This window comes from Obesumbacterium proteus, assembly GCF_001586165.1.
Lineage (GTDB): Bacteria > Pseudomonadota > Gammaproteobacteria > Enterobacterales > Enterobacteriaceae > Hafnia > Hafnia protea.
Map to the genome: position 1 here is coordinate 1746370 of NZ_CP014608.1, position 13266 is coordinate 1759635.

The following is a 13266-nucleotide window of genomic DNA, read 5'->3' on the forward strand; positions in this document are numbered from 1 at the left end:
CATCATTGGAGTGACATCCAGTATGGAGGGTAGAGGAACGCCTGCAGGGTTCACATCATTAATGTCATGACGATATATATAGTGCAACCACATGATTAAAATTAAAAAAGGGCTTAATTTGCCTATCGAGGGCGCGCCCGCCCCGATCATTGAACAAGGCCCGACCATACGAAACGTTGCTATTTTAGGCGGCGACTATGTCGGTATGCGACCGTCAATGGCGGTGCAAGAAGGTGATAAGGTCAAAAAAGGTCAGGTGCTTTTTGAAGATAAAAAGAATCCTGGCGTCTTGTTCACCGCACCCGCCGCAGGGCAGGTTATTGCGATTAACCGCGGTGAAAAACGTGTTCTAGAGTCAGTTGTTATTGCCGTCGATGGCGATGAGCAAGTGCCATTTGCCCACTACGATGCTTCTGAGCTGGTGAATCTGACCCGCGCTCAGGTTGAAAGCAATCTGCTAGCATCTGGGCTGTGGACGGCTCTGCGCACGCGTCCATTTAGCCATGCGCCAAAACCGGGTTCTAACGCCGCGGCGATTTTCGTGAGCGTTATGGATACTCAGCCGTTAGCCGCCGATCCGTTGCTGATCCTGCGTGAGAACATGGCTGATTTCGAGCATGGTCTGACCGTGCTCAGCCGTTTAACCGAAGGCAAAGTTTACGTTTGCCAACAGGCTGGGGCAGGGCTGCAAACCAAGTCTGCACCAAATATCACCCATAACGAATTTACCGGCCCACACCCAGCAGGATTGGTGGGGACGCATATTCATTTCCTTGAACCCGTTAGCTTAACCAAAACCGTTTGGCATATGGGCTATCAGGACGTTATCGCCGTCGGCAAACTTTTCACCACCGGTGAGCTAAATACCGATCGCGTGATTGCATTGGCAGGGCCACAGGTAGAAAAACCGCTGTTGCTGCGTACCCGATTAGGCGCTAGCACGGATGAAATTACCGCCGGTCGTTTGAAGTCAGGCGATAACCGCGTGATTAGCGGTTCGGTGCTGAGTGGCACGCAGGCCAGCGGCACCAAAGCTTTCCTAGGTCGCTTCCACCATCAAATCTCGGTAGTGAAAGAAGGGCGTGAGAAAGAGCTGCTGGGCTGGATGATGCCTGGCGCGAATAAATTCTCGATTACCCGTACCACGCTGGGGCATTTCTTTAAGCGCAAACTGTTCGCATTTTCAACCGACATGAACGGCGGTGAACGCGCCATGGTGCCAATCGGCAACTATGAACGCGTGATGCCATTAGACATTTTGCCAACGATGCTGCTGCGCGATCTGCTCTCTGGCGACTGTGAAAGCGCTCAGGCTCTGGGATGTTTAGAGCTGGATGAGGAAGATCTTGCGCTCTGTACCTTCGTGTGTCCGGGCAAGTATGAATATGGCCCGGTGCTGCGCGACGTGCTGACGACCATTGAGCAGGAAGGATAATTCATGGGTCTGAAGAGTTTTATCGAGAATATGGAGCACCACTTCGAACCGGGTGGCAAGCTGCAAAAGTATTATCCGCTGTATGAAGCGGCCGCAACACTGATGTATACGTCAGGCAAAGTGACGCACGGTGCATCGCACGTTCGTGACGCCATCGACCTAAAACGCATGATGATTTTAGTGTGGCTGGCGGTATTCCCTACCATGTTCTGGGGAATGTACAACGTGGGCCATGAGGCCATTGGGGCGCTCAATCAGCTGTATCAGGGAGAGCAACTGACTCAGGTCATTGCCTCGGATTGGCATTATTGGCTCGCTGAAATGTTGGGCGCTAGCCTACAGGCCAACGCCGGTTGGGTCAGTATGATGACGCTGGGCGCGGTCTATTTCCTGCCTATTTACGCCGTGGTGTTCTTGGTGGGCGGCTTCTGGGAAGTGCTGTTTTCTATCATCCGCAAACATGAAATCAACGAAGGCTTTTTCGTTACTTCAATTCTGTTTGCGCTGATTGTTCCTCCAACGCTGCCGTTGTGGCAGGCCGCGCTGGGTATCTCCTTCGGCGTGGTCATTGCCAAAGAGATCTTCGGCGGCACCGGACGTAACTTCCTAAACCCTGCATTGGCGGGGCGTGCATTCCTGTTCTTTGCCTATCCAGCACAGATTTCCGGTGATTTGGTGTGGAACGCCGCAGATGGCTATTCAGGTGCGACACCGCTGTCACAGTGGAGTGCAACTGGACAGAGCGGTTTGATGAATACCATCACCGGCCAGCACGTGACGTGGATGGATGCTTTCATTGGTAACATTCCCGGCTCGATTGGTGAAGTCTCCACGCTGATGATCCTTTTCGGCGGCCTGATCATTATGTTTGGCCGCGTGGCTTCATGGCGCATCGTTGCGGGCGTGATGGTGGGAATGGTGGCTATGTCAGCGCTGTTTAACTTCATCGGTTCAGACACTAACCCAATGTTTGCTATGCCGTGGTATTGGCACTTGGTTCTGGGTGGCTTTGCATTCGGTATGATTTTTATGGCAACCGATCCGGTATCGGCTTCCTTTACCAACAAAGGTAAATGGTGGTACGGCGGGTTGATTGGCGTGATGTGCGTTCTGGTGCGCGTGATTAACCCCGCCTATCCAGAAGGCATGATGTTGGCGATCCTATTCGCAAACCTGTTTGCTCCATTGTTCGACTACATGGTGGTGCGCGCCAACATCAAAAGGAGAAAAGCACGTGGCTAAGGATTCAGTAAATAAAGCGGGCGTAGGTAAAAACGACAGCATCGGCCGAACGCTGATGGTGGTCGTGGTGTTGTGCTTGGTGTGTTCAGTGATTGTTGCTGGTGCTGCGGTGGGCTTGAAGCCGATGCAGGAAGAGCAAAAGCAGCTGGATAAACAGCGCAACATTCTGGCCGTCGCAGGGCTGATGCAGGGCGATAAGCTCGATGGCGAGCAGGTGAAAACATTGTTCGGTCAGCGTATCGAACCGCGTTTGCTTGACTTGAAAACCGGCGAGTTCACCTCCGGCGATCCATATACCTTCGATATGGGCAAAGCGTTAAAAGATCCGGCTACCAGCATGGTCTTGGATGCTGCGCAGGATCCGGCGGGTATTAAGCGCCGCAGCAACATCGTTGAAGTGTATCTGGTGAAAAACGAGCAGGGCAACATCGGCCAAGTGGTATTGCCTGTCTACGGCACCGGTCTGTGGTCGGTGATGTATGCCTTCGTGGCTATCGACACCGACGGTAATACGGTGAAAGGGCTGACGTTCTACGAGCACGGAGAAACTCCGGGTCTGGGCGGTGAAATCGAAAACCCGTCATGGCGTGAAAAATGGGTGGGTAAGCAGCTGTTTGATGACGGCGGCCATCCGGCGATCCGTATCGTCAAAGGAGGCGCAAATCCTCAGGACCCACACGGTGTTGACGGACTTTCAGGCGCGACGCTGACCGCTAACGGCGTGCAGCATACCTTCGATTTCTGGATGGGCGACAATGGTTATGGTCCGTTCCTAAAACGCGTTCGTGAAGGAGCATTGAATCGTGGCTGATACTAAAGAGATTAAAAAAGTCCTGTTAGGGCCTTTGCTCGACAACAACCCTATCGCCTTACAAATCCTCGGGGTTTGCTCGGCGTTGGCGGTGACCACCAAGTTAGAAACTGCCTTCGTGATGACGATTGCGGTAACGCTGGTGACGGCATTCTCTAACTTCTTTATTTCACTGATCCGTCATCAGATCCCAAACAGCGTGCGCATTATCGTGCAGATGGCGATTATCGCCTCGCTGGTTATCGTGGTTGACCAGATCTTGCGCGCCTATGCCTATGAAATCTCCAAGCAGCTTTCGGTATTTGTCGGCTTGATCATCACCAACTGTATCGTGATGGGGCGTGCTGAAGCCTATGCCATGAAGTCGCCGCCGATTGAAAGCTTTATGGATGGTATCGGCAACGGCTTGGGCTACGGCGTTATTCTGATTCTGGTGGGCTTCCTGCGTGAACTGTTTGGTTCAGGCAAGCTGTTTGGCATTACCGTGTTAGAAAGCGTGCAAAATGGCGGTTGGTATCAGCCAAACGGCCTGTTCCTGTTAGCGCCGAGTGCATTCTTCATTATCGGTCTGCTGATTTGGGCGCTGCGCACGCTGAAACCTGAACAGATGGAAAAGGAGTAAGGGCAGATGGAACATTATATCAGCCTGTTTGTACGCGCCGTTTTCATTGAAAACATGGCACTCGCGTTCTTCTTGGGGATGTGTACGTTTTTGGCCGTCTCCAAGAAAGTCACCACGGCTTTCGGTTTAGGCGTTGCGGTGACGGTGGTGTTAGGGATCTCTGTTCCCGCCAATAATCTGGTCTATAACTACGTGCTCCGCGACGGTGCGCTGGTGGATGGCGTTGATCTCAGCTTCTTAAGCTTTATCACCTTCATCGGCGTTATCGCGGCACTGGTGCAGATCCTCGAGATGATCCTCGACCGCTTTTTCCCATCGCTTTATAACGCGCTGGGGATTTTCCTGCCGTTGATTACCGTTAACTGCGCCATCTTTGGTGGGGTGTCATTCATGGTTCAGCGTGACTACAACTTCACCGAATCCGTGGTTTATGGTTTCGGTTCAGGGATCGGCTGGTTGTTGGCTATCGTGGCGATGGCGGGTCTGCGCGAAAAAATGAAATATGCCAATGTGCCTGCGGGGCTACGTGGGCTGGGCATCACTTTTGTGACCACGGGCCTGATGGCGTTGGGCTTTATGTCCTTCTCCGGCGTACACCTCTGATAGGACAGGAAGGAACCTATGCAAGAAATTATTCTGGGTGTGGCGATGTTCACCCTGATCGTGGTGGCGCTGACCGTCCTGATCTTGTTCGCCAAATCTAAGCTGGTAAATACCGGCGACATTCACGTGGAAGTTAACCACGATCCGGAGAAAAGCTTTGATGCTCCGGCCGGTGACAAACTGCTGAACATGCTTTCAAGTCAGGGCATTTTCGTTTCGTCTGCCTGTGGCGGCGGTGGCTCGTGTGGCCAGTGTCGTGTACACGTTAAAGAAGGCGGCGGCGATATTTTACCTACTGAGCTGGCACATATCTCTAAGCGCGAAGCCAAAGAGGGCTGCCGTTTAGCCTGTCAGGTGAGCGTGAAACAAGATCTCAAAATTGAGCTGCCGGAAGAGATTTTCGGCGTGAAAAAATGGGAGTGCGAAGTTATCTCTAACGATAACGTGGCAACTTTCATCAAAGAGCTCAAGCTGCGCATCCCTGACGGTGAAGCGGTGCCGTTCCGCGCCGGTGGCTATATTCAAATCGAATGTGAACCGCACCATGTGCGCTACGCTGATTTTGATGTACCAGAGGAATACCGTGGCGACTGGGACAAATTCAATCTGTTCCGCTTTGAGTCCAAGGTTACCGAGCCAACGATCCGCGCTTACTCCATGGCAAACTATCCCGATGAGAAAGGCCTGATCATGCTGAACGTGCGTATCGCCACGCCGCCTCCGGGTGTGCCAGATGCGCCTCCAGGGATTATGTCTTCGTATATCTGGTCGTTAAAACCGGGTGATAAAGTCACCATTTCCGGGCCATTTGGTGAGTTCTTTGCCAAAGAAACCGAGGCTGAGATGGTCTTTATCGGCGGCGGTGCGGGTATGGCACCAATGCGTTCGCACATTTTCGACCAGCTCAAGCGCCTGCACTCCAAGCGTAAAATGAGTTTTTGGTACGGTGCACGTTCAACCCGTGAAATGTTCTACGTTGAAGATTTCGACAAACTTGCGGCAGAGAATCCAAACTTTACGTGGAACATCGCATTGTCCGATCCTCAACCTGAAGATAACTGGACGGGTTACACCGGCTTTATCCATAATGTGTTGCTTGAAAACTATCTGCGTGCGCATCCTGCGCCGGAAGATTGTGAGTTCTACATGTGTGGGCCGCCGATGATGAATGCCGCGGTCATTAAGATGCTGAAAGATCTCGGGGTAGAAGACGAGAATATCATGCTAGATGACTTCGGCGGCTGATAGCCACCGTCTTTCAAGTTGCAGGTGTGTTGGCTTCCTTCGCTAACCCTAGTCACTTACTATTGTAAGCTCCTAGGGATTCGTTCCGTTGCCGCCTTCCTGCAATTTGAAATCCATGGGCTATCCAATAACGGGTTGAAAATGATGACAAATAATACTGCGCGGGCGACCGCGTTTTTTATTCGCAATACGCGTTGGCTAGCTTTTTGCGGGCTGGCTTTTTTGCTGACGGGATGTGGGCCGGAGCAGGTCAATATTGAAGGCAAAACGATGGGGACCTATTACTCCATCAAGTATGTCAGTGACTCAGGAATGCCCGCACCGGAAACAATTAAAGCCGAATTAGATAAGCGCTTGGAGCAGGTTAACGACCAGATGTCGACCTACCGTTCCAACTCAGAGCTGAGCCGTTTTAACCAAAGCACCGAGGTGAATACCCCATTCCCTGTTTCGGCTGCGACCGCGAAAGTGGTTGAAGAGGCAATTCGGATTAATAAAGTCACCGATGGCGCACTGGATATCACGGTTGGACCATTGGTTAATCTGTGGGGATTTGGGCCAGAAGGGCGTCCCGATCGAATCCCGACTAATGAAGAAATTAACCAGCGTCGTGCATGGATCGGCATTGAGCATTTATCTGTTCAGGGCAATGCGCTGGTGAAAAATATTCCTCAGCTTTATCTCGATCTGTCGTCTATTGCGAAAGGGTACGGCGTGGACGTTGTGGCTGAGTATCTTGCTTCGTTAAAGATCACTAATTATATGGTGGATATTGGCGGTGAAGTGAGAACGCGTGGCATCAACGGAGACGGCGCGCCGTGGCGCATCGCCATTGAAAAACCGCAGGCGGGATTACAGCAGAGCGCTCAGGTTATTATTCAGCCGGGCGAGATGGCTATCGCGACCTCCGGTGATTATCGCAACTATTTTGAGCAGAACGGCCAGCGCTTCTCGCATGAAATTGACCCTAAAACAGGGCGTCCGGTTACGCATCATCTGGTTTCGATTACCGTGCTTGCGCCGAGCTGTATGACGGCTGATGGCCTGTCGACGGGATTAGACGTGATGGGACCCGAGCGCGGAATGGCGCTGGCAAACCTGCTGGGCATTCCGGTATTTATGATTGTGAAAACTGAAAACGGTTTTGAGGATCGTTATTCGGATGCCTTTAAGCCTTATTTGGTGCAGGCAAAAAAAGGTAAATAATATGGCGACGGTATTTATTGCGACCTTTGTGGTGTTTTTAGCGGTGATCGCCGGAATGTCTATCGGCTATATCATCAAGCGCAAAAGCATCCACGGCAGCTGCGGCGGCATCGCCAATCTAGGTCTTGAAAAAGTCTGCGATTGCCCAGAGCCCTGCGACGCACGCAAAAAGCGTATGGCGCGTGAAGAAGCTCGGCGTGAGATGCTGGAGAAGCATAGGATTATATGAAGGGGAAGTGCCAGTTGAATGGGGATAGCTCGCGAGCGTAATAGTTTCGTACGCCTAACGCACCGAAATATACATATACACTGTGCAGGCGTCCGAGCAAGGCGGCTCAATCGCCGCCGCCTTGCATCCCGGCTTGGCACCACCTTCCAGCCCACTTTGTGGGTTCCCTCGCTTCATCATTCCGGTCTTAACGGAACGAACGACAATCGGCATCCATGCCTCCGTCGTTCTTTCGCCGATATCAATCGGCGAATCCTAACCTCCATGATTCACTCGGCTGTTCGGTAATGTGCCGAAAAAAGCAACCCTCAATATCTCGTGCTTTTGTCTTGGTTGGGAGAGCCATCGGTACATGGATGTACCGGTGGAGTTTGGGGCGCCCTGGATGGGCGATACCAAACCGGAGCGGAGATGGCGTCTCGGATAAAAGCGCGCGAGTGCAGAGACCACGCGCTGGTGGTCTCTGCCCGTACGCCTTCATTTCTGGCACATGATAATTCGGTATTGACCGGCGGGCGGAATATTACACAGTAGCCCCACAAACGAAAGGCGGACGAACTCCCTCCACTTCCCTTTCCCCATAATTAACCTGTATACTTATACAGTCATTAACTCCACATTCTCTCTATGCGCAAAATCATACATGTCGATATGGACTGCTTTTATGCCGCAGTCGAAATGCGTGATTTCCCTGAGTTACGCGATGTACCGCTGGCGATTGGCGGGAGTCGCGATCGCCGCGGGGTGATCAGCACAGCAAACTACGCCGCGCGTAAATTCGGGGTGCGTAGTGCTATGCCGACAGGACAAGCGCTTAAGCTGTGCCCGCATCTCACGTTGCGTCCGGGGAGAATGGAGGTCTACAAAGATGTCTCGCGCCATATACGTGAGATTTTCCAGCGTTATACGTCTCTGATAGAGCCGCTGTCGCTCGATGAGGCTTATCTTGATGTTACCGACTGCACCCAGTGCTACGGCTCCGCCACGTTGATTGCAGAGCAGATCCGCAAGCAAATCGCCGAGGAGCTTAATCTTACTGCGTCGGCTGGCATTGCTCCGATCAAATTTCTGGCAAAAATTGCCTCCGATCTGAATAAACCTAACGGGCAGTATGTGATTACGCCCGCGCAGGTTGATGATTTTATTCTCACGTTGCCGCTGAAAAAGATCCCCGGCGTTGGCAAGGTGACCGCCGCCAAACTGAGTGAGCTGGGGCTGAATACCTGCGCCGATGTGCGACACTATAATTTGGCCGAGCTACTACGCCGTTTTGGTAAGTTTGGGCGCGTGCTTTGGGAACGCTGCCACGGTCAGGATGAGCGAGAGGTGATGCCCGATCGGCTGCGTAAGTCCGTTGGCGTGGAAAGAACGCTGTCAGAAGATATTCATAGCTGGGCAGAGTGTGAGGTGTTGTTGGAAAAGCTGTATGAAGAACTGGAACGGCGCTTGACGAAAGTGCAGCCGGATCTGCATATCGCACGGCAGGGCGTAAAACTCAAATTCCATGATTTTCAGCAGACAACGCAGGAGCATGTGTGGCCGATTCTGGATAAGCGTGATTTATTTCAGGTGGCGCAGCAGGCTTGGGATGAACGCCGAAATGGCAGAGGGGTGCGGCTGGTTGGGCTACACGTCACGCTGCTCGATCCACAGCTAGAAAAGCAGCTTTCGCTGGATATTGATGGCTAGGCTTTGAGGGCGTGAAGGGATAAAAAAAGCCAACCCGAGGGCTGGCTTCTGTAACACAAAGACTTAGCGCTTAGGCTTTCTCTGGGATCGCCTTCAGCAGAGCGGTCAGCAACTGCCAGTATTGACCTACGCTGGCAATGTGAACTTGCTCATCCGGCGAATGTGGGCCTGTGATGGTTGGGCCGATAGACACCATATCCATTTCTGGGTAAGGCTTTTTGAACAGACCACATTCCAGACCTGCATGGATAACCATGATGTTTGGCGTGGTATCAAACAGCTTCTGGTAAGTCTCACGCACCAAATGCATCACCGGAGAATTGGCATCCGGTTTCCAGCCTGGGTAGCTGCCTTTGGCTTCCACATGCGCACCAGCCAGTTCACCAATAGAGTTCAATTGGCTAACCACGGCGTCTTTACCGCTGTCGATAAGCGAGCGGATCAGACAGATAATTTGCGCTTCTTTCGCGTCGGTGGTCACTACACCCACGTTCAGAGACGTTTCTACTACGCCTTTCACTTCGTCGCTCATGCGGATCACGCCGTTTGGCGTAGCGTTCAGCAGGGCAATAAAGCGCTGTTGGCTGTCGGCGGTCAGTGCCTGAGAATCGCTCTGTGCGGTTTCAACCTGAACGCTCAGGTTTTTTTCTACCGCAGCCAGCTCAACTTTCAGAATGTTTTGGAAAGCTTCGGCCAGCGTTTTTAGCTTAGCCAGATTCGCTGTAGGAACCGCCAGAACCGCGATGGCTTCGCGTGGGATGGCGTTGCGCAGCGTACCGCCGTTCAGATCCAATACGCGCAGGCCCAATTCGGTCGCGTGACCAGACAGGAAACGCGCCAGCAGTTTGTTAGCGTTGCCTAAGCCTAAATGGATATCACCACCGGAGTGGCCGCCTTTCAGGCCTTTCAGCGTCAGCTTAACCACGTCGTGTCCGGCAGGAACGGCTTCGCGCTGTAATGGCAGCGTAGTGATGAAATCAATACCGCCTGCGCAGCCCATGTAGATCTCACCTTCTTCTTCAGAGTCGGTGTTGATCAAAATATCTGCCTGCAACCAGCCCGCTTTCAGGCCGAATGCGCCTTCCATGCCGGCTTCTTCGGTCATGGTCAGCAGCACTTCGATTGGGCCATGAGAAACGCTGTCATCGGCTAAAACAGCCAATGCAGAAGCCATACCGATGCCGTTATCTGCGCCCAAAGTGGTGCCGCGTGCTTTTACCCAATCACCGTCAATGTATGGCTGGATAGGATCTTTGGTGAAGTCGTGTGCGGTATCGTTATTTTTTTGTGGAACCATGTCCAGATGCGCTTGCAGCACAACCGGCTTACGGTTTTCCATGCCGCGAGAAGCAGGCTTACGCAGCAGGACGTTACCGACTTCGTCACGTTCAACGTGGATGCCTTTTTCTTTAGCCCATGCAACGATGTGCGCGGCTAACGCTTCTTCATGATACGAAGGGTGAGGAATAGAGCAGATATCCGCAAAAATTTGCCACAGTGGCTGTGGAGATAGCTGAGACAGTTCAGACACGTTAAGTCTCCTGATAATCAGTTGTGCTGCCGATAACAGTGGCACAATAGGGGGTTAAGAGATAAAGCCATTTTTTCAGAGAATACCACTATATTTACTTATGTGGACAGACTAAGGCACTAAATCCGCAATCGGGGTGCCGGCTTTCTGCGAAAGAGACTGGTTTTTATTGCTCTGGCTCTCTATAATCTCGCGCAACCTTTTTTCCCCCCGACCAATCTTTAAGCCATGAATATTATGGCTGGGACACTATTAATGAGCGAAAAATACGTTGTAACTTGGGACGTGCTGCAAATGCACGCACGTAAGCTGGCTGCACGCCTGATGCCTTCTGAACAGTGGACTGGAATTATTGCGGTAAGCCGCGGTGGTTTGGTTCCTGCCGCATTACTGGCACGTGAACTGGGTATCCGTCACGTTGATACCGTTTGTATCTCCAGCTACGACCATGATAACCAGCGTGAGCTCAAAGTTGTTAAGCGTGCTGAAGGTGATGGCGAAGGCTTCATCGTGATTGACGATTTAGTGGATACCGGCGGCACCGCTCAGGCGATCCGCGAAATGTACCCTAAAGCGCATTTCGTGACTATTTTCGCTAAGCCAGCAGGTCGCCCTCTGGTTGATGATTACGTTATCGATATTCCACAGAATACGTGGATCGAACAGCCATGGGATATGGGTGTTTGCTTCGTCGAGCCAATCAGCGGCCGCTAATTTGCCTTCTGGCAATGCAATAAAAGCGCAATAAGATGTAAACAAACGTCCGGCCTTGTCCGGACGTTTGTTTTTTAGCGTCCGAGTTCGTTACACTACTCCGAGCGCTCGCTGGGCGAGATTTAGCTCTGCCGCTTTTTGTCTGCGGCTGAAAAGACAGTACTCGGAGGCTGCCGTCTATCATGTCCCAACCAAACCTTTCTGAAACCTTATTCAAACCTCGATTTAAGCATCGTGAAACGTCCACGCTGGTTAAGCGTCATGGGCACGTTCCGCAGGCTTCGATTGCCTCTGCGCTGGATGGAACCTCGCAGGCTAATTGGTATCGCATCATCAATCGCCTGATGTGGGTTTGGCGCGGCGTCTCACCTATCGAAATCGAGCATGTGCTATCGCATATTGCTGCTTCAACGGCCGAACGTAGCGATGAGCGCTTGCTCGACACCGTGGTGGGTTATCGGAGCGACAACTGGATATACGAGTGGTCGCATCAAGCGATGTCCTGGCAGCAACGGGCTCAGGAAGAAAAAGATCCTGCGTTGGCCGGTGAATACTGGCTGCAAGCAGCGAATCTTTATAGCATCGCCGCTTATCCTCATCTCAAAGGTGATGATTTGGCTGAGCAGGCCGAAGCATTGGCCAATCGCGCTTATGCAGAATCGGCTAAGCTGCTGTCATACGAACTGAAAGAAGTCGAGTTTGCGATTGACGGTGGGAAAAAGATCACCGGTTTTCTGCATATGCCGGATAACAGCAAAGGGCCATTCCCAACGGTGCTGATTTGCGGTGGGTTGGATATGATGCAGAGCGACAGCTATCGGCTGTTCCGCGACCATCTGGCTCCTGCTGGCATGGCGATGCTCACGATTGATATGCCATCCGTGGGGATGTCTTCGCATTTCTGCCTGACGCAGGACTCGAGCCGTTTGCATCAGCAAGTGTTGCAGGCGTTACCGAATGTGCCGTGGGTCGATCACACCCGAGTTTCGGTATTTGGTTTCCGCTTTGGTGCAAACGTGGCGGTTCGTTTAGCTTATTTGGAACCTCGCCGTTTGCGAGCGGTTGCCACATTAGGCCCCGTAGTGCACAGCCTGCTGTGCGATAAATGCATTCAGGAACGTGTGCCTGAAATGTATATCGATGTGCTGGCCAGTCGTTTGGGAATGAATAGCGTATCCGATGCCGCATTGCGTACCGAACTGAGCTGTTATTCATTGAAGACTCAAGGGCTGCTTGGTCGCCGCTGCCATACGCCGATGCTGGCCGGATATTGGGAACGCGATCCGTTTTGCCCTAAATCCGAAGCCAAACTTATCGCGGACTCTTCGCTGGATGGCAAGTTATTGATGGTGCCATCTTCCCCATTATTTGAAGGGTTTAATCAGGCTTTGCATCAGGTTTGTGACTGGATTGGCGAACATTCGCGTTAATTTGATTGCTAAAGTTTGTAAATTTGTTAAAAAAGAGTAACCACAACAGGAGGATGTAGCATGACATTACCAGGTGGTTACTCTAAAAGCCGCTTAATCAAAAAATTCACCGCGCTTGGCCCCTATATTCGTTCGGGGCAGTGTCAGGATGAGCATTTCTTTTTGACTGTTTAGCCGTGTGTGTCAACGTCAAACCTAATCCAGAAAAACGTGAGTTTTGGGGATGGTGGCTCGATCTTGCCGCCGAGGAAACGCATTTTACCTATCGCTATTCGTTTGGATTGTTTGATAAGAACGGTGTTTGGCAGGAGCAGGTGATTAAAGATCCTGAAGTGACTGACAAATTAGAACAAACCTCACTTAATTTTCATAACCGCCTCAAAGAGCTTTTAACTACGCTCGAGATTAAAATTCAGCCAGCCGACGACTTTTCTGAAGAGTTAGTTCGCCTTCGAGCCTGATCGGGCGCAGTAATAAGTGTGCTTTTGCGTTATGCCTGTTGGCATAAC

The 13266-nt window shown here is 51.8% G+C and carries 13 protein-coding genes and 1 pseudogene; 12 read left to right on the top strand and 2 right to left on the bottom strand.

What is annotated here, in order from left to right:
• The first annotated feature begins 91 nt into the window (after positions 1 to 91).
• From DSM2777_RS08010 to nqrM, 8 genes are all read left to right on the top strand, one after another.
• Positions 92 to 1435, top strand: a complete 1344-nt coding sequence (locus DSM2777_RS08010) for a Na(+)-translocating NADH-quinone reductase subunit A (protein ID WP_046459421.1) — start codon at positions 92 to 94, stop codon at positions 1433 to 1435.
• Positions 1436 to 1438: 3 nt separating this feature from the next.
• Positions 1439 to 2677, top strand: a complete 1239-nt coding sequence (locus DSM2777_RS08015) for an NADH:ubiquinone reductase (Na(+)-transporting) subunit B (protein WP_061553623.1) — start codon at positions 1439 to 1441, stop codon at positions 2675 to 2677.
• Between the two features lie 55 nt (positions 2678 to 2732).
• Positions 2733 to 3488: a Na(+)-translocating NADH-quinone reductase subunit C gene (locus tag DSM2777_RS08020; RefSeq protein ID WP_234556396.1), complete on the top strand. Its 756-nt coding sequence runs from the start codon at positions 2733 to 2735 to the stop codon at positions 3486 to 3488.
• On the top strand, positions 3481 to 4110 hold the full coding sequence (locus DSM2777_RS08025; RefSeq protein ID WP_025800172.1) for an NADH:ubiquinone reductase (Na(+)-transporting) subunit D: 630 nt from the start codon (positions 3481 to 3483) through the stop codon (positions 4108 to 4110). The genes DSM2777_RS08020 and DSM2777_RS08025 overlap by 8 nt, the downstream gene beginning before the upstream one ends.
• 6 nt (positions 4111 to 4116) lie before the next feature.
• Positions 4117 to 4713 carry an NADH:ubiquinone reductase (Na(+)-transporting) subunit E gene (nqrE, locus tag DSM2777_RS08030; RefSeq protein ID WP_043495226.1) on the top strand — a complete coding sequence of 199 codons (597 nt, stop codon included), beginning with the start codon at positions 4117 to 4119 and terminating at the stop codon, positions 4711 to 4713.
• Between the two features lie 18 nt (positions 4714 to 4731).
• The gene (gene nqrF / locus DSM2777_RS08035; protein WP_025800169.1) at positions 4732 to 5958 is read left to right on the top strand and encodes an NADH:ubiquinone reductase (Na(+)-transporting) subunit F; all 1227 of its coding nucleotides are present in this window, start codon (positions 4732 to 4734) and stop codon (positions 5956 to 5958) included.
• 141 nt (positions 5959 to 6099) lie between these two features.
• Positions 6100 to 7164 (top strand): FAD:protein FMN transferase, encoded by a 1065-nt coding sequence (locus tag DSM2777_RS08040; protein ID WP_061553625.1) that lies wholly within the window; start codon positions 6100 to 6102, stop codon positions 7162 to 7164.
• A 1-nt stretch (position 7165) separates the two neighbouring features.
• A complete protein-coding gene (nqrM, locus tag DSM2777_RS08045; RefSeq protein ID WP_043495224.1) occupies positions 7166 to 7393 on the top strand; it encodes a (Na+)-NQR maturation NqrM in 228 nt (75 codons plus the stop codon).
• Positions 7394 to 7447: 54 nt separating this feature from the next.
• Here nqrM and DSM2777_RS24650 read toward each other — a convergent pair whose 3' ends face one another.
• A complete protein-coding gene (locus DSM2777_RS24650) occupies positions 7448 to 7606 on the bottom strand; it encodes a hypothetical protein (RefSeq protein WP_167669503.1) in 159 nt (52 codons plus the stop codon).
• Positions 7607 to 8020: 414 nt separating this feature from the next.
• Here DSM2777_RS24650 and dinB point away from each other — a divergent pair, with 414 nt between their 5' ends.
• The gene (gene dinB, locus DSM2777_RS08050; RefSeq protein WP_061553626.1) at positions 8021 to 9082 is read left to right on the top strand and encodes a DNA polymerase IV; all 1062 of its coding nucleotides are present in this window, start codon (positions 8021 to 8023) and stop codon (positions 9080 to 9082) included.
• 70 nt (positions 9083 to 9152) lie between these two features.
• On the opposite strand, the gene pepD is transcribed toward dinB, so the two are convergent.
• Positions 9153 to 10613 carry a beta-Ala-His dipeptidase gene (gene pepD, locus DSM2777_RS08055; RefSeq protein WP_046459426.1) on the bottom strand — a complete coding sequence of 487 codons (1461 nt, stop codon included), beginning with the start codon at positions 10611 to 10613 and terminating at the stop codon, positions 9153 to 9155.
• A gap of 255 nt (positions 10614 to 10868) precedes the next feature.
• Here pepD and gpt point away from each other — a divergent pair, with 255 nt between their 5' ends.
• From gpt to crl, 3 genes and pseudogenes are all read left to right on the top strand, one after another.
• On the top strand, positions 10869 to 11327 hold the full coding sequence (gene gpt, locus DSM2777_RS08060) for a xanthine phosphoribosyltransferase (RefSeq protein ID WP_020303596.1): 459 nt from the start codon (positions 10869 to 10871) through the stop codon (positions 11325 to 11327).
• Positions 11328 to 11509: 182 nt separating this feature from the next.
• Entirely contained in the window at positions 11510 to 12757 is a 1248-nt protein-coding gene (frsA, locus tag DSM2777_RS08065; RefSeq protein WP_061553627.1) for an esterase FrsA, read from the top strand.
• Positions 12758 to 12817: 60 nt separating this feature from the next.
• Positions 12818 to 13218, top strand: a pseudogene (gene crl / locus DSM2777_RS08070) (sigma factor-binding protein Crl).
• Positions 13219 to 13266: the final 48 nt, after the last annotated feature.

Excerpts from the sequence above, each read along its gene's own strand:
- dinB (WP_061553626.1), top strand. The coding sequence starts at position 8,021 with ATGCGCAAAATCATACATGTCGATATGGACTGCTTTTATGCCGCAGTC.
- gpt (WP_020303596.1), top strand. The coding sequence starts at position 10,869 with ATGAGCGAAAAATACGTTGTAACTTGGGACGTGCTGCAAATGCACGCA.
- DSM2777_RS08010 (WP_046459421.1), top strand. The coding sequence starts at position 92 with ATGATTAAAATTAAAAAAGGGCTTAATTTGCCTATCGAGGGCGCGCCC.
- DSM2777_RS08015 (WP_061553623.1), top strand. The coding sequence starts at position 1,439 with ATGGGTCTGAAGAGTTTTATCGAGAATATGGAGCACCACTTCGAACCG.
- nqrE (WP_043495226.1), top strand. The coding sequence starts at position 4,117 with ATGGAACATTATATCAGCCTGTTTGTACGCGCCGTTTTCATTGAAAAC.
- DSM2777_RS08020 (WP_234556396.1), top strand. The coding sequence starts at position 2,733 with ATGGTGGTCGTGGTGTTGTGCTTGGTGTGTTCAGTGATTGTTGCTGGT.
- nqrF (WP_025800169.1), top strand. The coding sequence starts at position 4,732 with ATGCAAGAAATTATTCTGGGTGTGGCGATGTTCACCCTGATCGTGGTG.
- DSM2777_RS24650 (WP_167669503.1), bottom strand. The coding sequence starts at position 7,606 with ATGCCGATTGTCGTTCGTTCCGTTAAGACCGGAATGATGAAGCGAGGG.
- nqrM (WP_043495224.1), top strand. The coding sequence starts at position 7,166 with ATGGCGACGGTATTTATTGCGACCTTTGTGGTGTTTTTAGCGGTGATC.
- DSM2777_RS08040 (WP_061553625.1), top strand. The coding sequence starts at position 6,100 with ATGATGACAAATAATACTGCGCGGGCGACCGCGTTTTTTATTCGCAAT.
- frsA (WP_061553627.1), top strand. The coding sequence starts at position 11,510 with ATGTCCCAACCAAACCTTTCTGAAACCTTATTCAAACCTCGATTTAAG.